General features: G+C 32.4%; 17 protein-coding genes. 4 read left to right on the forward strand and 13 right to left on the reverse strand.

The features are described 5' to 3' along the window. Nucleotides 1–543: 543 nt before the first annotated feature. The 13 genes from ABD816_RS15795 to ABD816_RS15855 form a co-directional block, all read right to left on the reverse strand. Nucleotides 544–3,309, reverse strand: coding sequence for a helix-turn-helix and ligand-binding sensor domain-containing protein (locus ABD816_RS15795; protein WP_344929035.1), 2,766 nt, complete (start codon nt 3,307–3,309; stop codon nt 544–546). A gap of 489 nt (nt 3,310–3,798) precedes the next feature. Next, nucleotides 3,799–5,256 carry a glycosyltransferase family 2 protein gene (locus ABD816_RS15800; RefSeq protein ID WP_344929036.1) on the reverse strand — a complete coding sequence of 486 codons (1,458 nt, stop codon included), beginning with the start codon at nt 5,254–5,256 and terminating at the stop codon, nt 3,799–3,801. A gap of 349 nt (nt 5,257–5,605) precedes the next feature. Continuing rightward, nucleotides 5,606–5,980 (reverse strand): DUF2237 family protein, encoded by a 375-nt coding sequence (locus ABD816_RS15805; protein ID WP_344929039.1) that lies wholly within the window; start codon nt 5,978–5,980, stop codon nt 5,606–5,608. A 2-nt stretch (nt 5,981–5,982) separates the two neighbouring features. Continuing rightward, nucleotides 5,983–6,210 (reverse strand): hypothetical protein, encoded by a 228-nt coding sequence (locus ABD816_RS15810; protein WP_344929041.1) that lies wholly within the window; start codon nt 6,208–6,210, stop codon nt 5,983–5,985. 140 nt (nt 6,211–6,350) lie between these two features. After that, a complete protein-coding gene (locus ABD816_RS15815) occupies nt 6,351–7,550 on the reverse strand; it encodes an alpha/beta hydrolase (protein WP_344929042.1) in 1,200 nt (399 codons plus the stop codon). 239 nt (nt 7,551–7,789) lie between these two features. Continuing rightward, nucleotides 7,790–9,136 (reverse strand): DUF3526 domain-containing protein, encoded by a 1,347-nt coding sequence (locus ABD816_RS15820; RefSeq protein ID WP_344929044.1) that lies wholly within the window; start codon nt 9,134–9,136, stop codon nt 7,790–7,792. Then, nucleotides 9,133–10,584: an ABC transporter permease gene (locus tag ABD816_RS15825; RefSeq protein ID WP_344929047.1), complete on the reverse strand. Its 1,452-nt coding sequence runs from the start codon at nt 10,582–10,584 to the stop codon at nt 9,133–9,135. The genes ABD816_RS15820 and ABD816_RS15825 overlap by 4 nt, the downstream gene beginning before the upstream one ends. A gap of 123 nt (nt 10,585–10,707) precedes the next feature. Next, nucleotides 10,708–13,194 carry a TonB-dependent siderophore receptor gene (locus tag ABD816_RS15830; RefSeq protein ID WP_344929048.1) on the reverse strand — a complete coding sequence of 829 codons (2,487 nt, stop codon included), beginning with the start codon at nt 13,192–13,194 and terminating at the stop codon, nt 10,708–10,710. Between the two features lie 25 nt (nt 13,195–13,219). Further along, nucleotides 13,220–13,915: an ABC transporter ATP-binding protein gene (locus ABD816_RS15835; protein WP_344929050.1), complete on the reverse strand. Its 696-nt coding sequence runs from the start codon at nt 13,913–13,915 to the stop codon at nt 13,220–13,222. A 43-nt stretch (nt 13,916–13,958) separates the two neighbouring features. After that, the gene (locus ABD816_RS15840; protein ID WP_344929052.1) at nt 13,959–14,384 is read right to left on the reverse strand and encodes a MerC domain-containing protein; all 426 of its coding nucleotides are present in this window, start codon (nt 14,382–14,384) and stop codon (nt 13,959–13,961) included. A gap of 24 nt (nt 14,385–14,408) precedes the next feature. Continuing rightward, nucleotides 14,409–15,230: a hypothetical protein gene (locus ABD816_RS15845; protein WP_344929053.1), complete on the reverse strand. Its 822-nt coding sequence runs from the start codon at nt 15,228–15,230 to the stop codon at nt 14,409–14,411. A 28-nt stretch (nt 15,231–15,258) separates the two neighbouring features. Further along, nucleotides 15,259–16,215: a DUF5829 family protein gene (locus tag ABD816_RS15850; RefSeq protein ID WP_344929055.1), complete on the reverse strand. Its 957-nt coding sequence runs from the start codon at nt 16,213–16,215 to the stop codon at nt 15,259–15,261. A 237-nt stretch (nt 16,216–16,452) separates the two neighbouring features. Continuing rightward, entirely contained in the window at nt 16,453–16,758 is a 306-nt protein-coding gene (locus ABD816_RS15855; RefSeq protein ID WP_344929056.1) for a hypothetical protein, read from the reverse strand. A 233-nt stretch (nt 16,759–16,991) separates the two neighbouring features. On the opposite strand from ABD816_RS15855, the gene ABD816_RS15860 reads away from it, so the two are divergent. The 4 genes from ABD816_RS15860 to ABD816_RS15875 all read left to right on the forward strand — a co-directional run bounded on the left by ABD816_RS15860 (nt 16,992) and on the right by ABD816_RS15875 (nt 20,232). Continuing rightward, on the forward strand, nt 16,992–17,498 hold the full coding sequence (locus ABD816_RS15860) for a hypothetical protein (RefSeq protein WP_344929058.1): 507 nt from the start codon (nt 16,992–16,994) through the stop codon (nt 17,496–17,498). A 453-nt stretch (nt 17,499–17,951) separates the two neighbouring features. Further along, nucleotides 17,952–18,584: an ABC transporter ATP-binding protein gene (locus tag ABD816_RS15865; protein WP_344929060.1), complete on the forward strand. Its 633-nt coding sequence runs from the start codon at nt 17,952–17,954 to the stop codon at nt 18,582–18,584. A gap of 42 nt (nt 18,585–18,626) precedes the next feature. Continuing rightward, a complete protein-coding gene (locus tag ABD816_RS15870) occupies nt 18,627–19,796 on the forward strand; it encodes an ABC transporter permease (RefSeq protein ID WP_344929062.1) in 1,170 nt (389 codons plus the stop codon). Continuing rightward, entirely contained in the window at nt 19,789–20,232 is a 444-nt protein-coding gene (locus tag ABD816_RS15875) for a hypothetical protein (protein ID WP_344929064.1), read from the forward strand. Before ABD816_RS15870 ends, ABD816_RS15875 begins: the two co-directional genes overlap by 8 nt. The last annotated feature ends 23 nt before the right edge of the window (nt 20,233–20,255 follow it).

Genomic DNA, 20,255 nt, shown 5'->3' on the forward strand with positions numbered 1-20,255 from the left:
AATTAATAATATTTTATTGTTGTTCAGGATTTGGGCAAGTACATAAAAAATACATCATTAGAGATTTATGTGGCTTAGACTTGTGTTACAACGCTTTTGAAGTAGTAGTTTACCAGCATTTTATGTTGCTTTTTTAACTTATTGATGTAGTGATGATGTAGTTCTAAAATTAATGTTTTATGATTTTCTTAGCTATTTTGGAGTAAGACTACCTCAGTAATCAAAAATTCGAAGTTCAGTTTGTATTATTCTATACTCAGGTTGAATAAAGATGCGTATATTCTTCTTTATCTAGGCGATCGTGGATAAAGCGGTATTCTTTTAGTTTATAAATCCTTGTGAAACTTATAAAGGTCTTGTCATACTAATAGTGCTAATTATTGGATTCTTTTTTCTATTGTCTCATTATTGGAAAAGTAATTCTAAGCGATATCTATAAACGAATTATTTTTTTTAAAAAGTTAATGCATTTGTATATCTAAGCAGTATTAATCTTAAATAACTTAACGCTTATATCAACCTGTAAGTAGGATACAGTAAATGTTACTTAAATGTGATTAAGAAATTAGATAAGTTCTTAGAACTATCTATTTCTAATTTTTTTCTTAAACGATATCTATGTATTTCAACACCTCTGATTGTAATGGCCATTAGCGGTGCTATTTCTTTAGAGGATAAATTCATTTTGAGATACGCACAAAGTTTTAGATCCTTTGGTGTCAACTGGGGGTAATGTTTAAGAAGGTTATCAAAAAAATCTTCGTGTAATTCTTTAAAATTGACTTCAAAACGTTTCCAGTCTTCATTATTATTTATAGAATCATTGACTTTTTTGATAATAGATTTGTAACGTTGTTGGTTAGAAAATTTCTCTTTGTTCAACAAGATCATACTTTTTAGTTCCAGAATTACTTCGTTCTTTTTGGCAATATTCATAGTTATTCCCGCTAATTCTTTTTGTTTTAACTTAATTTCTTTGGTCAACTTCTCTCGTTCGAAAGCAATTATTTTTTCATTTTGCTGTTTTTCTAAACGTTCTTTTAATTCTTTATGATGTTTTTTTAGTTTATTTTTATTGTACAATCTTATCAGATATATAAGCCCTAATAAAATTAAGAAATACAGAGAGAGACTTACATTAGATAAATACCACGGGGGTTTAATTTCAAATTGGATTTCCTTTGGGATCGATTTTTGATTATTAACTCCTATAGTAAAGATGTTAAGTTTGTAGTTTCCATAGGGTAGATTCTGTAAATTAATGGTACTTGTTTCTAGATAAGAAGACTGTGTCTTAGTGCCGGATAATTCATAATAATATTTTTTATTAATAAGACCAGGGGACGAGACTTCCAGAGTAATATTTTGAGAGTTTTTGAATGGAATTTTTATGATTTCAGTATCTAATGGATATAAAGTTTCTTCATCTTTGATGACATATATTTTAGGGGCAGGAATACTATCAACCCGCTGTTTTCCCTTTAATTTTAAAAAGTTCACCTGAGCATATCCATCTCCCAGTGTGATGAGGTGCAGAGAGTCGTTTAATCGAAGACTATTTTCTGCATCAGGAACGAGTCTATTCATTAATTGATTTTCAGAAATAACCAAACTATCTTTTTTAAGATCTGTATAGATAATTCTTTTAGGATTTTCATTATCTATAAACCAAAAATGTTCTTGATCAAAAGAAACAAGGTCAATATTAGTATAGGTTTCAAATTCTTTGAATTTTACGATTTTATCAGGAATTGGATCATATTTATACCAGGTTCCTTTACTATTAAATACAATTTGATTTTTAATATTATAGAGTTTTACCTGATAATTACTATCCGTGGTATCTGTATGAAATTCTTGTATTTGTTCAATAGTATCATAGCTTTCATTTATTTTTATTTTATAAAATCCTTTATAAGGGTGGGCAACCCAGATGGAGGTAGGATTTTCAAAACATAACTGTTTTACCGGGAATTCAATCCCTTTAAGTCGGGATGTGTGCCAGATACCGAGTTCAGTTTTATGATATTTTACAATTCCATTGTAGGTACCTTGTAAAAAAGTATGTGGTTGTTCCGGGATTTTTATCATCTGATATCCACCAGAAAAATTTGAAATCTTTTGAAGTGTTGATGTATTTACTATAAAGGTACCTGTATTATGACCACAAAATAATTGATCGTCTAAGACTGTTAAATCCCACACATGTCCTTGTGAACCTTCTACAAATTGTAATGTATCATTTTGTATATAATAAACCCCGGTATTACTACCCAGGTAAGTAATAGTGTCTAATACTGCAATATCATATACAGTGCCTACAACACCAGAATAATCCGTATAATATTTGGTCGGCGAATCTAATTGAATTCGATCAATTCCACTATCCAACCCAACCCATAATTGTTCTTTGAACTTATGAAGTGATAATATAGTGTTGTTTTGTAATCCTATTTTTCTATTAATCTGCTCTATTTTTTTTGTTTTAGTATCATATATGTAGATCCCATTTTTTATGGTACCAAAAACAATGTTGTATGGACTTATAGCTAACATCTTATTTAGTTGATGTTGCTGCAAAAAGCCATTGATCGTCTCATTCCAGGGGATTACCTTATCGTCTTTATAAAAGTAACAACCTTGTAATTTTGTTCCTACCAATATGCCTCCATCATATAAAACCATATCGGTAATGGTTTTATTTTTAAAGAGTTTTTGATCTTTTAACGGTATTAATTTATTATTAACAAATTCATAAAGCCCTTGTTTCCTGCTGGCAGCAATAATTTTGTCATCTTTTACAATGAGATCTGTTATAATTTGATCAGTATCTAATACAGTAATTTTATCGTTCTGATAGGTATAAATCCCAGAAAAAGATCTAAAAATGACAGTATTATTATAAGGTATTATTTGCCAAAACTCTTCATTTGTAAACGTATGATTTTTGATTAAATTTGTAAGAGACACGTATTCAAACTGTCCTATGCTATTAGTCGTCCAGTATCCAAATTCTTCATAAGAACCAGTAAAAACTTTATTATCAACGATTGCTATGGAGCGGATAATTGTATTGTTGGGTAATTTATTTAGTTTCCATCGTTCTCCATTAAAATGAAGTAATCCTCTATTATTAGCAACAAATAGTTCTCCATCCTTGTTTGTAGTTAACCCCCAGTTCTGACTGGCGGCATTGTACTCAGAGACTTTATAATTATTAATTGGTGGAATAAGGTCTTGAGCTATTATTTCAGGACATAAAAAACATAAAAAAAGTACTAGGTTAATGTGTTTTTTTATTTTACTCAAATACATTTTCTAAAAATTAGTGAATGATATCATTTTCTACCCTGATATAGTTATTTAGAATATTTTCTTTTACTAGCATCTTCTTATCGTTAAGGACAATATTGTAGAAAGGAAGTACTGCATTACAAAGAAATGCATAAAGCAATCTCATCTCCTAAGCACAATTTAATTCATAAATAAAACAGGGAGTTTATGTAAACTTATTAAAAATACTTTGAATCTGATTCCTAATGATGAAAATGTTAAGATGATATGTTGCTTTTACACATTACATAATTATATGAAGAAATTGAATAAAACAACAAGGGGCTATTAGTAATTTTATTTAGGAAATCATTATATACACAAAAGCCCTTTGGTTAAAGGGCTTTTATAAAATTATGATGATGGTATTATAATACTACTTACAAAGTTTTTTGAGAAATCGTAAGTATTTGGTTAATAGGTTTTAAGGTTGTAATTTCGGTTGATTTAGTTCTATAAGAGTGTTTAAGATGATACAGCAACAACTCTAGGTTCTTCAATTTGTTTTTCTTCAATCTGTTCCTTAGTTATCTCTCTGGTTAACCATCCACTTCTACCTGCTGTAGCAATAGCATAAGGAGTAATCCAAAATAAAGTAAATGCATAGAAAAGACTATATGGATATGCCCATAATGCTTCTGACGAGCTATGTTTTTTAGCATAAAATAAGGCTTGCATACTTGAGAAAGCTAAAATACTAACTAAGGTAGAGCTTAAAAATAGTACAGGATAAGTAAAGATAAAAAATAACATTAGTACCACTGCAGGATATGCCATTATCATTTTTAACCATTGATTTAACAATAATATTCTTGTTCCTGTTTTAGCTCCATCTCTAAAATTTCCAAAAGCAAATTTACTCATAGCAAGATTCTCACGCACATTACTTCTTTCCCAACGTGTAAACATTTTATTAAGGTTTCTGTAATTTTCAGGGATATTTGTGTATACAAATGCTGTACGCTGAAAAAATACTTTATATCCTTGTTTCAAAATCATATTCGTCATTGCCCGATCTTCACCAATCTTAGATACTTGCCCCATAAAAGTTTGACTAATCCATTCTTCTCTACAATTAAAAACAGCCTCTTTACGATATGCAGACAAAGCACCAGGTGTACATAATACAGACCCTAATCTACTTTGTGCAGAACGAATGAACTCAAAACTAAAAGCAAAACTCACATTTAGCATACGAGGAATTAACGCTTTATCTCTATTAAGGACACGTACATTACCCGCTACTGCTCCACATTCTTCATTCACAACAAAAGGGCTGGCCATAATACGTAAAGTATCTTGTTTTACTATAGAATCGCTATCTACAGTAATAAAAACATCTCCCATACCTAGATTAAATCCACGGTATAATGCATGCCTTTTACCTTTATTTTCAGGTTGTTGATATATAGAAATACGGTTACCTAATTCTGCTTTAGCTTTTTGCATCCATTGCCAAGTATCATCTACACTTCCATCATCAATAGAAATTATTTGTAATTTTTCGTGTGGATAATCACTTGCAACCAAACTTTTTAAGGTTTTATATACTAGCTCTCCTTCATTGTACGCAGGTACAATCACTGTACATAATGGTAATTCTTCATTCGACACTGATTTAATAACTTTATATCGTAGGTATAATGATAATATATATACTAAAAAACCTACTTTGATAGCTAGAAGAGATAATCCTGCGATCATCAAAGTAATACCCCAGGCAGTACTCATTCTTTCTAAATATATTTTTTCAAAGTAAGGTTGTAAGAAATAAAACAATGATACAGCTCCAAATAATAATAGAAATGTTCCTACTAAAATAAAAGATGAAGATGAATTTGCAATTAGCCTTTCTAAACGATTAGAAGGCTTGTCTACAGACATAATTTTTTCTGTGGATATGGATGTTGTTGATCGCTTCATAAATATTTCCCTTAATTTTTATAATTAGAGGTCAAGTTTAATGCCGTTTTGAAATATGACTGAATAACAGTGTTTTAGGGTTTTTCAGGCCATTTTTAAGTGTGAAAATTTTACACATGTGTAGATATTTTACCCACAATTTCACTTGTAATTAAGGTCATGTATATATTTTTATGATAGGCATTGTAAAAGTATAAGGTATATAACCCACGGATCAAGCGATCAGGTGTATTAGAAATATAAAACTATTCTTTTATTATGTAATAAATAAAATTCCTAAATATTAGCATAGTAGTAAGATAATGTTTTGCTAATGGGGGTATTTTTTTATGCAGGAGATGAATTATAATCAAATGGCAACCTCGTATTTTTGTAGCATTTCTAAGCTGATGTATTCAAGAGCTTTTTGATGAGTTGCCTTGAGAATTACGTTTGGAGCTTTTCCTGCACGTTCAGCTTCTAACCATCGGTTAATACATAAACACCATGTTGAGCCAACTGTAAGACCAGGAAAGTTCCAATAGGGTATTGGAGTGGATAGATCATTTCCACGAGATTTTGTATAATCTAAGAATTCTTGAGTCATGATAGAGCATACGATATGCGTACCTGTATCCTCTTGTATGGTTCTACAAAACCCATCTCTGAAGTATCCGGTTTTAGGATCTTCACAACAAGATTGTAAAACGGTTCCCAGTACATTTAATTCTTTTTTGTTTGTCATATTTATATTCCAGGATCAGGTCTTCCTTTCAGCCTTATTTCGATTCTTTTTTTCTTTGCAGTCAAACGTTTCATGACGTCCATTAAGGATGTATCTTTTGTTTTCTTATAAATTTCGTTAATCGCTAAAATAAGTCTTTTTGCTTCTCTTGATGCAACAACTCTATCGCTGGTAGACATATGACTCATTTTTGCATTTTCAAATAGGGTAGCTTCTTTTAAAATATCCATTGCATATCTGTTTAATATTATTTAAAAATAGTTAAACAAATTTATTTTGCAAAATAAAGACACTTGATTATAATAATTTTAAGAATATTTATTAGTAACTATAATATCATTCAATTTTTGTATTTAAATCTAATTAGATACTAAAATTTGTTTGTAGTTGCTTTCTTTGTACGTTGTAAATTATTTTTATAATACTCCATCTTTTCATTAAATTCGTTTTTATCCATTTCATTTTTTGAACTTAAAAGTATATCCATTGCTTTCTGAAAAGAGGTATTGGCTTTGCTAATTTCTTCATTTTTTTCATAAAATTCTCCTTGGCTATCATAAAGGTTATGTGCTTTAGGGAATTTGTTGATTGCCCAGTTTATTACTATAAGTGCATCATCTGTTTTTTGGTTCCAAAAACATTCATAGGCAAATGTATTTACCATTTCTGGATCTAATGTGATTAGGTTATTATTTGCTAAATCCTCATAGTATTTGATAATATTTTTTCCCGTCCTGAATTGATAATCAATGTACGCCTTAATACCATAAAATACTCCGACAGGAACTGTAGTACTGTGGTTCTCAGTAACAGAAAAATCTTTTGTACTTAGATGAATTTTAGATGTAAATTTTTTATCGCTAAGTAATTTGATAACCTTTTGATTAGCTTCTGACCAACCTGCCCATCGGTCTGCAGTCCGCGTATTTTCATTAGAGTTACTGATGAAAACCATCTTTTCTGTTTTTATATCTTTAGGGGACAATTTCGTGAATTTTTTTACCAGCTGTCCATCATCGTATGCATAATTTGGGGATATAGCAATGTATGCATCAAAAATATCTGGTTCTTTTATAAGACTATAACTGATAAAGGTAGCACCATTAGAATGTCCTATGGCAATTTTTTCAGGAAGTGTTCTATATTGCTTATCAATATAAGGGACAAGTTCTGTTTTAATAAAATTTAAAAAATTATCTGCTCCTCCAGAAAAATTACCATATTTCTTAATCGTTTCTTGGTTAGTCGCTTTTGGTAAAAAATCATTATTTCGGCTTTGATTCTTTTCTCTATTAAATGGTGATTCAATTCCCACTACGATAAAGGCAAATTCTTGACCACTTTCAAATTGAGTAATAGCATGTACCAGATCAAAGTATTCTCGTGCCTGCGCATCAAAAACATATATAACTTCTAGTTTTTTATCAGGATATTCTTCATATTGCCATGGAGTATATATCCAGATATTTCTTTCCTGATCTAATACAGCAGAACTAATTCTTGTTGATTCTATGTGTTGCGCACATAGCGAAAAATGAAATAAAGTCAATAAAAAAACCAGTTTTCTCACGTGTCTATTTAATTTTATTTGTGTTTAGTAAAATAATTAAAAGTAATCATTTTTCGAATATACATAATTTAACCTCTCTTTTCTTACTGAAGTATCCGTCTGGTCTACTAACTTTCTATTCTTTTGTCTATATTACTTTATGAAAACTGTTATTATAAAATCTACATCAAAAAACGGGATCATAAATATCAATGTCTTTTGGAAGATAAACGCTGATCGTTTCTATTTAAATCGTAGTACTACAGTTTCTTTATCATTGGGATAGAAAGTAAAAATATAAATAATGATGCCAGTATCATTGGTAGTATAGTTTGTAACCATGATACAGGCAACCTCTCTTTATAATATTCTGGTGTAAATTGACTCCAATCTATAACATCTGCTTTTTTGCCTTCGAATATTGTGGGGTAAAAAAACAAACGTAATTTTTCATGAAACTGACGTGTAGCATCTAAGTAGTTTAATTGCTGGCTCATACTAGTTCCAGATAATTGGTTGAAAATAAGCTGTATGTACATATTGGGAACTGCTGTCGCCAATTTCTTGCTAGTCTGTTCTCTTAATCTGATTTTTTTATTTAATGCCTCTCTTTCTTTTTTCGAATCATCATCACCCATCTGCTGCATTGCATAGTACCATAACCAATTAAAACCATCCGTAGGATACCCGTATTTTTCAAATTGTGGGTAATGTTTATAAAACTTGGCTATCGTAGCTGTTTTATCAGTATCCCATTTTACGTGATATCCATCTCGTTGTGCTATTGCAGTACTTAATGCTTCAGGAACAGGATATTTTAAAGAGACGTAACTATTGATTCCGGCGGGTATAAGTATTAGTAATACAAGCCATGCGGATAAAAGAAGTAACGCATTAAAGCCTGAAGTTTTTTTGTGAATAATCACAAAAAATGAGAGTGCAAACCAAAAAATAATATAACAAATAGCAAGTGCAATCATTGCTAAAAAACGACTGGTAAAAGGAATATTCATAACAAACTTAGCAATACAAAAAAGAAGGATGAGTACTGAAACTAATAATACAAATCTGATTGCGAGTTTGGATATGATAAAACGAAGCTTTGATGTTGCCTGAATGGCTACTAATTGCCAGGTGCCGGTTTCTGTTTCTTCTGAAACTACATTAAAACTCAAAACAATGACTAATAGAGGAAACAAGTAAATAATTACAAAAGAAAGATCGAGATTCCCTGATTGAAGATTCATTGGATTGACCAAATCTGTATCAAACCTTTGTGCTTCAAAAGTTTTTATGGTAATCTGTTTTACTATTGGGTTTACATCTGTCTGACCAATAGATATTCCAGCTAGCGGGTTTAATGAATTAATGTAGCTAAACTTTGTGTAATACAATAATAGACCTAAATCATCATTATGAAGTGCTATTTGCCGATCTACATGTGTTTTTTGATATTCATTCACTTCAGCGATTGCCTGTTGTTGTCGCTCGATGTGTTTATTTCCGATATTAATTGCAATAATACCTAGTACTGTAATGAGCAGTAAACTAATCCAAACTTCCTTGGATCTGATACATTGCTGTAAAAATAAGATATAAGTCTTCATATCGCTTTTGCTCTTTTTGATGTGATCACTAGCCATACCATAGCTACAATTGTCCACAGCATTAGGGACAGTAATGCCGGGAAAGCAATTTTAATTGAATTACTAAATTTTATAGGTTCGTGACTGAAATCCTGAAACGCTGACCAATGGGTGTGATCTATGATATGCTTTTTTCCCTCAGAACCACTTGCTTTTTTTGGACTTATATATTCCATCTGTAGTTCGTTCATGGTTTGCGCTAATTGATATCGATAATCATCAGCCTTATTTTGAAAATCCATATAAGATGAAAAATCCGTTTCTGACAGGGTCATTGATACTAATTTAATAGCTGTAAATGGATTGATAAAAGATGAAAAGTGTGTAACATTATTTTGTTTTTTATAAATATTTACTAATGCTTCATGATGTTTTCTATATAAGGCAGACGAGATTTTTTCTCCTTCTCTCATTACAAAACCTGAATAATTAAAGGGTAAATCAGTTACTTCATCTACGTTATGAGCTTTTAAAACAGAATCTTTAAGATGTTGGTAGTGCGGATCATCAGGATTATGGCTGTCACCTTGCTCAATAACCTCTTTCTCAATAGCAGATTGAAACGCTAATTTACTGGGTGTAGGGAACCAATAGTTCCCTAACGCCTGAGCAGATTTAGGCAACAGTACTAAAAATAATAACCAGATCCCTAATAATCGCAATAAAGCATTTTTAGGACTGCTACTAGTCGCCGATACTACAATGGTTAGTATAGATACAATACACAAAAATACTAAATACCCCAATCCGATGAGTATAAATCGTAACCAAAGATGATCACTCATAGCTTGATCATTACCTGTTATAAGTGTAATGGTAAGTAATAAGAAGACAGGAATAAAATATAATAAAGAGATGGCTAACAGCCCCATTGATTTTCCTATCAATAGTTCTTTCCAACTAGCGCCTTGAGAAAGCAGGATCTTCAGCGTGCCATTTTGTCTATCTGCTGCTACGCTCGGAAAGCCAATAAAAAATATTATCAAAGGTAATACGAGTTGTAATAATAACGCTAAACTTAATTCACCAAATCGTAAAGTACCCGTAGAGAATGTTGCCTCAGAAAAATTAACACTGTTTTGCTGGTGCGCTTCTAAAAAAATGGTGTTTCCGGTAAAACTTTCCAATCCATAATCAAACATAGCGAGTGGAGGATGTTTCCGAAATGCAAATGTTCCAAAATGAGACATTCTGTGGGGATGCTTATCAGGGTTAGCTTCCCAACTTTGTCTGGCTTTCACTTGATGGTCTTGCCTGATATTATTTTGCGTAATATGATTTTGAACACCATTAACTATGGCATACCCAGCGAGTACTATAAAAATAAAATATAATACATAAAATGCTTTGAGGTTCGTCGCATTACGCCAAAAGTTAAGTGCGAATAATCGAATGTTTACCCATTTCATATGTTCATTTTTATTGTTTTTTAATTATCATACTTGTGTCGATACAGATCAGTATAGCACCTTTTATGATTCAAATAATCATAAGATGGAATGATTATTTGAATCATATTGGTTTCATCTTTTTTAAAATTTATAGGTGGTTGTTAGTAACACATTTCTAGGTGCTCCCGGAAAAACTCTGGTCGCATTCAATGCTCCATTCCAGTAGGTTTCATCTAATAAATTATTAAGTTTTAGTGCGATCTGCATATCAATTCCCGAAGGGCGATAATAAACCGCAGCATCAAATACTGTATATTCTGGTAATACAAGACGATCTCCGTACCATGACAAGCGATCTCCTCGATATTCCATGCCTAAACCTACTCCGATATTTCGAAGCGTTCCGTGTGTAAAATCATATCTACCCCAGAGATTAGCGCTGTGTTCTGGAGCTCCCCCAATACGTTCACCAATTAAAGCAGGGTCATCATCTTCAATAATCTCTGCATCAATAAATGCATATGAAGCACTTATCTGAAGATTAGGAAGTACATATCCGTTAAGATCCCACTCAAAACCACGACTCTGCTGTTCTCCTCTTTCAGTCAATATAGACTCATCATTGGGGTCTTGTTGCAATAAATTCTTTTGAGTAATTTGATAAATTGCAGCATTTACAGTTAGTTTTCCTCCTAAAAATTCTCCTTTTGCACCAAATTCGATATTATTACTTTCTAAAGGATCAAAACTAGCGGGAGAGCCTCCCCAGAAAAAACTTTCGGTAGCTGGTGATAATGTCACCGTGTTAGATTGCGGTTGAAAACCTTCTACATAGGAGCTATATATACTAATCGCATCTGTAGCTTCATAGGTTACACCTATTCTAGGAATAAAAGCTTCATTCTTAAAGGATTGTTCGTTATTTGACTTGTAATCAAATACATCTTCATACCAATCGTAACGTAAATTTAGCAATGCTGAAAATTTACCTATTTTAAATTGATTCTGAATATAAATACCATTAGAGGTAGTAAGGTTAGCTGGAATAGCAAACTCAGAGATAATATAATTTGCAGTTTCTCTGGCAGTATTGTTTGGATTCGCAAGGTCAAAATGATCTACATTAGGTCTTGGCGCAGTGATACCATCAATATCTATGGTTTCAAACTGATCTGCTGCATCAGGATCAAAAGAAGTTGCTGTACCGTCTATCCTTCTGTATCTACGAGCTCCATTAGACGCGCCACCTATGGTACGTTCCCATCTGCTACCATCATATCCGGCTAAAAATTTATTGGTAATCTTATCATGTTCCATATCAATGTTGATAAATGCACTATAGTTGTCTGTAATCCAAAACTGCTGTCGTTCTGTATAGCGCAATTCAGCTAGGGTAGGGATACTATTTCCATCGATATCCACCGCTGCAGAACCTGCTACACGGTGTTCTGCAAGATCCTCTTCCCATGTTTGTTTCATATAAGAAGCATTAAATCCAATATTCTTTGTAATCTCCTTGCTAAAATTACTCATGATCATAAATTCTTTGGATCCATAAAAGTCGTTAGCTGCTCCCACATTAGTAGAGATATCCGTACTATTTAGATCAAACTCTCCATTAATAGCACCAAACAACGGTTGCCCACGATCCAGATTTCCTACACCGTTACTATATATCATTTCTACATTTAATGCGGTGGTGGTATTAGGCAAAAACGTAATAGACGGTGCTATCAGGAACTGATTGTTCTGTACCAAATCTCTAAAAGATCTTGCTTCTTGAACCGCTGCATTAAAACGATACAATAAAGTTTTAGATTCATTCAATGGTCCGGTGAAGTCTGCAGTAGCTCTAAGTGTTCCGAAACTTCCTGCTGTAGCACTAACCTCATTTCTTTGTTCTTTTAAAGGTTTTTTAGTTACCAAATTCACAGATCCACCGGGATCAACACTAGAGAATGTTACAGAGGATGGTCCTTTAATAACTTCTGCTCTTTCAATATGGGAGGTAATGGGTTGTAGAAAATAATACTGACGTGTTCTTAAACCATTAATAAGTTGACCGTCTTCTGCCTGAATGATCCCTCTGATATTAAAATGATTGTAGAAACCGGTATGTGTTACACTACTCGAAGTTTTTATAGCATCTGCAATCTGAAAAGCTTGTCTATCATTCATTAACTCTTTCGTGATAGTGGATACTGCCTGAGGTAATTCTTTGTTTTTTATGGCGACTTTTGTTGATGAAAACGAATAATCACTGTTATAATCCGTTCTGGCTCGACCCACTACTTCTACACTTTGTAACTGCTCTGTGCCTTCTTCTAATAAAATGGTTCCTATATCGAATGATGGACTATCATTAATCTCGAAGGTGTTTTTATAAGGTTGAAATCCTAAATAGCGCACTTCAATAGTATAGGTGCCAGAAGAGGCGTTTATAGTAAACAGACCTGTGTTGTCTGTGAGTCCGTTATACTTATTTGTAGAATTTTTTATAGAAATAGAAGCTCCTGGTATTGGCAAATTTTGAGAGTCGAAAACAGTACCTGTTATTTTTACCTGTGCAAAAGAAGCATAGTTGACTACTAAAAATAATAGGAGGGTAATTGATTTAAAAAGTTTCATTATGTGAATTGTTTTTTTTAAAAATTTAGATGGTTTTTAAATATAGATTTTGTAATTCGGTCGCGTTAATAGTACTAGTGTCAGAAGTATGAACCAATGTTCCTTCTTTCATAATACCAATCTGGGTGCCTACGTTTACTGCGTTAAAGATGTCGTGGGTAGCCATAAAAATAGCTTTCCCTTCGTTGCTTAGTTCTTTACATATTTTTGTAAATTCTTGTGTTGCTTTAGGATCTAAACCAGAGATAGGTTCATCCATAAAAATGTACTCGGCATTTTTAGAAAGTGCGATGGCTATTCCTACTTTTTGTCGCATTCCTTTAGAATAGGATGATAATTTTTTCTGGTGCGCAGCTTCTTGTAGCCCGGCTTTTGACAAAAAATCAGACAATTCTGATTTTGTATAAGTTGCCCCTGCCAACCTACTGAAGAAGTTAAGGTTCTCTATACCCGAAAGATTTCCATATAATTGAACTACTTCTGGGATGTAGGCAATCATCTTAGTAGTTTTATTGTTATTAGGTTTTACTGTAATTCCGTTGACTAATGCTTCACCACTGGTAGGAGCCATAAGTCCTAAAAACAAATTAATAGTGGTGGTTTTACCGGCACCGTTTTGACCAAGTAGACAAAAAATCTCTCCTTTTTCAACAGATAGGTTTAATCGATTGAGTGCTTGATGCTTACCGTACGTTTTTGTAAGATCTATAGCTTTTAGCATATGTTTATATTTAGAAAATGTATGATGATAGTTTTTTGTTTTTTTAGATGTTAGCATTGGGAGCATGCGTATAACAATTTTTGTTCGTACACTTGTAATAGTTGTGATTATAGATATAGAGAGCTACTAATGCAATTGATGGTATATAGATTGTGGTCTCTATTATATAAGAGAAACCTGATTTTTCGTTTAAAATGAATACAAACATAAGTATCCAACTTAACCAAAACGCGCGTGGTATCCATTGCTTCGTGGTATGATGAAACGACCAGAATACAGCTATAAATGCAACGGCTATTAAAATAAGATCTGGTGTTCCCCACCATAAGGGATTAGAAGGATGAAGCTGTTTGTGCCCAGCGTGTGTAGTCAATAGAAAAGGTGTAGCTACACAATACGTAAGGCACAAACCGCTTGCAAAACGATCCAACATATCGTGGGACTCACTCAATCTTGTAACTACTTTCATAAAATTTAAGGTGCTGAAAAAAACTTACTGTTGTAGGGTAACGGTTCGGACAACTTTATTAAAAGGACCTGGTATCAGATTTCCTTCTGCATCAATAAGTTCCAGCTGGATGGTAACTTCACCTTTTGGCAATCCTTGAATAATGTGTGGAGCCCATTCAGCAATCATAAATTCCTCTCCATTAATAGTAGCGCGAACCTTATGACCATTTTCTGAAAGTTTTGTGTTGAGTACAAAGAAATCCAATAACAGGTTCTCAGTGTCTTTACCTGAATATGTTCCTTTAGGACGACTATAAATGAGGGTGGGAGTATCCATAGTAAGACCAAGAGTGTCCTTTGGGTTTGAACCTACCTCTAATTTCTGTACTACTACAGAATTTTCATTTTTAACCGACTCGTGATAGGAACGGCTTAAAAAGGCAACTAAGTGATGAACTCCATCAGGAATTTCTTTTTTAAATGTAGGTTCATAATGTGCAGAGTAGGGTTGATTATCCAATATAAAATGGATGTGTTGTCCCTTATCAGAATTGGCTAATAATGTTGCATTTTGGCCTTTGGTTTGCGCACCTAATTCATAATTATTTACGGCAAAAGTAAAATTAATTTCTCCATTATTAATAGCCTTATCCGTTTTGGGGATATTCATCTGTAATTCGGCATCAGCATACGCTGGTGAACCCTGTAGTTTTTCAAGAGTGATTGGCGGTACTGCGATTTCTTCAGAAACTTCTTCATCAATTATAACTTCTTCTTTTGAACTGCGTTGCTGCTGTTTGCAAGAGGTAATAGTCAATGCAATAAGTATGAGTGTTGTAAAACGTTTTTGGATCTTATTTTTCATGTTACTATATTTTTAAAAAGGTTCCTATTTAATAACTATTGTTTTTATGTAGTTGGTTAAAGTCCCAAATTGATACTTTACCATTATTTGTTATGGTCAGATTTCCTAGTTGGCGGGTAGTGTTATCCTTTTTATTTAGATTACAAGTGATTTGAGTAATTCTACTGTATTCTATTTTGTCTGAGAATTCAATCACTATATTAATATCTCCACTTTTGATAGTATATACCTCATTTTCCTCTTTTATCAATTTGCACTTTAAATACCCTAACTCTTGTGCAATCCGCCGAAAATCATTCAGGGTACAAGTCAATCGTATAGATTTGATGCTATGAAATAGCTTATGGTTTTCATAAATACCTTCTAAAAACTTTTCTCTCGAATAAGAGGTATGTTTCTGGTTGTGAAGATGATCTAAAAAGCCAGGATTATAGAAACCATACCAGGTATGTAAAGATGTTCCGAAACTGGGAGTGTAAAAAGCTTTAAACCAGGTCTGTTCTTCGCCGTTAAGAGACATTTTTACAATTTCTGAAGCATGTAATAAGGAATCTTTTGCTTTCCTTAATTTAGGTTTCATACCTACATGAAAATGCTCTCCTTCATTTTTTAATGAAAATCCTATACCACTTTTTCCAACTGGTTCATTGAATCTATTATTTGGACCTAAAATTTCAATATAATGCTGGTGTCCTCTTAGGTAACAGGTAGAAAAACTTTCAGTCATCGGTGCAAAATCCGGTAGCCCTGAGTCTATGGCACCATAAGTATTTTTCCAATGGTTGTTTTCGTTTAAACTAGCATAGGTGGTACTATCAACGACTACATATAAATGATCAAACAAAACTTTAGAAATATCTTGCCCCAGAGCCGCATCCACTTTTTGTCGGTCAATGATGGAGGGGTCATATTCTTTCTGTCCTTTCCTTTGGCAAGAAATGAGAAATAATGTAAATAGTGTAACGGCTGTAATACGAAGTATCATATTAAAACTATTTAAAAATGTTATTTTATCAATAAATTATGTATCTCTGTTTAAGCCCTTGTGTTGTAGATAATAAAGGCTAGAAGACATTAAACGTTGTAGGATACCGTATTCCTTCTAAGCAATTATGGTAATAAGATTATAGTATACGTTTTAGCTATCGCTTCTTAGCCTATTGGATAAAAGCATAAAACAATTACAGAGATTATTACAAATTAATAGATAGAAATAAAGACTTTATAACACAGGAGGTGGTTTATTATAAACCGAGGTAGGAGAAACAATCTTAGCTATTGGACTGTTAAAGAAACAGTCAACTACAATAGAACTTGGATTATTTACAATATGTCCGTTATCGTATGATGTATCTCCTGTGTACCAATCTAATTGGACTGATTGTGATGTAATATCGCAGAGCTCACAAGAAATAGTATCATCATCTTCAAACATATGATCTAATGCATGCATATCCGCAATCCTTGGCACAAGAAAAGCGACCAAAAACAAAAAAGTACTTATATGTTTATGAATTGGATGCTGCATTTTATACTTTAAGACGATAAAACTAATCATTTTCAATTAAATAAAAAGATATAATGACTATATTTTAATGTCCATACGCTTCTATTTTTTCAATAAATACTTATGAGTTATTAAATTAACATAAATGATTGATTCTTTTAGTGTAATTAACATTTCACAAATACTGAATTTTAGTAGATCTTTAATTTGTTAAAATTACATATCTTTGCTTGCTTAACTAAAATACTATATTTATGAAATACTTAATGATTTTTGCAGTTGTATTCGCTGTAATTTCCTGTAAACAAAACCCTGCTGAAACTGCCGAGCATAAAGAACTTATATCAGCGCATGAGGCTATGGAAACAGCTCACGCAACAATGACCTCTGAGCATGATGCAATGAAAGACAATCATGATCAAATGATTGCTGCTCATAAAGAAATTGAGAACGATTCTGTTCATTTAGAAATGGAAAAGCAGCATAGTGACTTGTTATCAAAACACCAAGGACTTATCGATTCGCATAACGAACTTCTTAAAAAGCATGCAGAACTAGAAACTAAACATGCTACGGGTGAGATGACTTTAGAAGCAATGAAAGAAGAGCATGAAGCTATGAATGTAGAGCATGAAAAAATGGAAAAAGAGCATCAAACCTTAAAATCTGAGCACGATAAAATTGCAGAAGAGGACAAGAAGATGATAGAAGAGCATAAGAAGATGATGATAGAAGATGCCGAGAAAACTGTTGAAGAATAACTTGTACCTTTATGATAGATAGTATTAAAAGTCTTTTTGTTAGAAAAACTGTAGTTTTATAATAACACAACCCTTTTAATAATTTATCAAACCGTAGTATGTCTGTCTATAATTTTTTTAGGAATTAGGAAAACTAAAAATGATTTCTAAAACTGATACATATACATACTAATCGTTAAAAGTAAGAAAGTAAAAAGCCCTTAAAAACATACATGTTTTTAAGGGCTTTTTTTGTTGTATTGTGTAAGAGTACAGAAATGTAAAGGAATATACTAATAGACCACGCAGCAAACATAAATTATTAACTATATTTTTTATGGTCTAAGATGTACTTTAAGCGGAAGATATATTCAACATAAAAATGTGTTTTAAAGCTCATAAAAGATAACATTATTTTACAAACGCAACCTTGTTGCATTTGTAAAATTTATTTACTTTTGACAAAATAATTTTATGATCCAAACAAAATCGTTGAGGTTTACCTATCAGAATGCAAAAAAGGATACCTTTTGTTTTCCTGATATTAATGTGCCTTCAAAAGAAGATCTATTAATTTTAGGAGCTTCTGGGGTTGGTAAAACTACTTTTTTACATCTTTTGGCAGGACTTTTACCGCCTAAAGAGGGCGATATTTGTATTCATAATAGTTATTTGAACAGACTTACAAGAAAGCAACTTGATTATTTCAGAGGGCAGCACATAGGATTAATCTTTCAAAAAACATATTTTATCAAATCATTAACCTTACTAGAAAACTTAACGCTACGAGAGCGACTTGCTAAAAAGAAAAGTGATCGTTATCGAAGAGAAGAATTGATCATGCACTTAGGGCTTTCTAATCTTCAAAATAAGAAGGTGTATCAATTAAGTGAAGGACAACAACAACGATTGTCTATCGCACTAGGAGTTATACATAAGCCTAAAGTGATATTAGCTGATGAACCTACCTCTAATCTGGATGATATTAATTGCAGCATGGTTATTTCATTATTAAAAAAAGAGGCCGAAATCTGTAAAAGTAATTTGGTGATCATCACTCATGATCAAAGAGTAAAAGCACATTTTAGTAATCAGATAATTTTATAGAAATTGATATATCTGGCGTACAAAAATTTGATTTCTAAGCCTTTGAATACTTTGTTAAGTATCTTACTACTAATGCTAAGTATTTCATTGGCAACTTTTGTCTTACAGATAAGAAATCAACTCAACAAACATTTAGAAAGTAATATCAAACCATTTGATATGGTTATTGGTGCCAAAGGAAGCCCATTACAGCTTGTACTGTCGTCTGTATTACATATTGATAATCCTACTGGTAATATATCATTAGAAGAAGCTTTAAAAATTTCCAGAAATCCTATGGTGAAGGAAACGATACCTGTTTCTTATGGCGATAATTATAAGGGACATAGAATATTAGGCACATCAAAGGCGTATTTGACTAAGTATAGCGCAACGTTACTGGATGGTATGCTATATCAAAAGCCCTTTGAGGTTGTTATTGGTAGTGATGTAGCAAAAAAGAATTCGCTACAGATTGGAGACACTTTTGTAAGTGCTCATGGCTTAGTCAAAAACGGACTCGAAACTCATGATGAAAAACCATTTGTTATTACCGGAATATTAAAAAAAACAAATACAATTATAGACCACCTCATCATTACGAGTCTGGAAAGTATCTGGAAAGTTCATGAACACGAGGGAGCACAAGTTGACGGACATAATCATCATGAAGAAAAGCATGAAGAACAGCATAAAATAACTTCTTTATTAATTAAATTTAGAAACCCTTTAGGAGCTTTACAAATGTCCAGATTTATTAATGAAAAAACGACCATGCAAGCGGCACTTCCCAAATTTGAGATTGAACGGTTGATGGAGTTTTTGGGATTTGGTTTTCAAACAATTAATGGTATTGCTATTGCAATATTATTGGTAGCGGGCTTGAGCATTTTTATAAACTTAATAAAGACAGTAAGAGAAAGAAAACAGGAGCTGGCCTTGTTGCGCACTTATGGTGCTAACACCTTTCTATTGATAAAATTAGTTTTTTTTGAGGCACTTTTTTTGTCTTTATTAGGAGCTATTGTAGGCTGGTTTTTAGGAAGGATAAGTATCTGGTTATTTTCAGTTTTTACAGAAAATATGTACGGATATCATTTTGTACTTAGTTTACCTGATAATAAAGAGTTATATATATTAGGATTAGTAATTCTAACAACGCTACTGGCAGCAGTTATAGCTTCATTTTCTTTGTTTACATTAAACGTTTCTAAAATCATAGCTGATGCATAAAACAGTTTTCTTATTCTTACTTCTTGTACTCATTAAATTCAACTTGTTTTCTCAAGAAAAATTGACCTGGAATGATTTAGCCGATGTAAAATTTTATAATGTTTACAGTGCACAGTATGATGATATCTTTTTAAAGCCAAAATTTGGATCTACTATAAAGTCATATCAAGGTAAAAGGATTCAAATTAAAGGCTACTTTTTAGATTTTTCTATTGAAGAAGATGAATTTTATTTGATTTCTAAAAATCCTAAGTCTTCTTGTTTTTTTTGTGGAGCAGCAGGTCCGGAAAGTGTTGTAGAGGTTGTTTTTAAACAAAAACCAAATTTTAAAATGGATCAGGTAATTGAGGTAACAGGCGTTCTGGAGCTTAATGTAGAAGATGTAGATCACTGTAATTATATACTTAAAGATGCTGTTGCTACCTTAGTACAGTAAAATATATTACATTGTCTATCGGT

This window comes from Aquimarina addita (assembly GCF_039539305.1).
In the GTDB taxonomy this organism is placed as follows: domain Bacteria; phylum Bacteroidota; class Bacteroidia; order Flavobacteriales; family Flavobacteriaceae; genus Aquimarina; species Aquimarina addita.

Coding starts and splice junctions, on each gene's coding strand:
- ABD816_RS15805 (WP_344929039.1), bottom strand. CDS start 5,980: ATGACAAACAAAAAAGAATTAAATGTACTGGGAACCGTTTTACAATCT.
- ABD816_RS15800 (WP_344929036.1), bottom strand. CDS start 5,256: ATGAAGCGATCAACAACATCCATATCCACAGAAAAAATTATGTCTGTA.
- ABD816_RS15845 (WP_344929053.1), bottom strand. CDS start 15,230: ATGAAAAATAAGATCCAAAAACGTTTTACAACACTCATACTTATTGCA.
- ABD816_RS15850 (WP_344929055.1), bottom strand. CDS start 16,215: ATGATACTTCGTATTACAGCCGTTACACTATTTACATTATTTCTCATT.
- ABD816_RS15855 (WP_344929056.1), bottom strand. CDS start 16,758: ATGCAGCATCCAATTCATAAACATATAAGTACTTTTTTGTTTTTGGTC.
- ABD816_RS15860 (WP_344929058.1), top strand. CDS start 16,992: ATGAAATACTTAATGATTTTTGCAGTTGTATTCGCTGTAATTTCCTGT.
- ABD816_RS15835 (WP_344929050.1), bottom strand. CDS start 13,915: ATGCTAAAAGCTATAGATCTTACAAAAACGTACGGTAAGCATCAAGCA.
- ABD816_RS15865 (WP_344929060.1), top strand. CDS start 17,952: ATGATCCAAACAAAATCGTTGAGGTTTACCTATCAGAATGCAAAAAAG.
- ABD816_RS15825 (WP_344929047.1), bottom strand. CDS start 10,584: ATGAAATGGGTAAACATTCGATTATTCGCACTTAACTTTTGGCGTAAT.
- ABD816_RS15820 (WP_344929044.1), bottom strand. CDS start 9,136: ATGAAGACTTATATCTTATTTTTACAGCAATGTATCAGATCCAAGGAA.
- ABD816_RS15875 (WP_344929064.1), top strand. CDS start 19,789: ATGCATAAAACAGTTTTCTTATTCTTACTTCTTGTACTCATTAAATTC.
- ABD816_RS15840 (WP_344929052.1), bottom strand. CDS start 14,384: ATGAAAGTAGTTACAAGATTGAGTGAGTCCCACGATATGTTGGATCGT.
- ABD816_RS15810 (WP_344929041.1), bottom strand. CDS start 6,210: ATGGATATTTTAAAAGAAGCTACCCTATTTGAAAATGCAAAAATGAGT.
- ABD816_RS15830 (WP_344929048.1), bottom strand. CDS start 13,194: ATGAAACTTTTTAAATCAATTACCCTCCTATTATTTTTAGTAGTCAAC.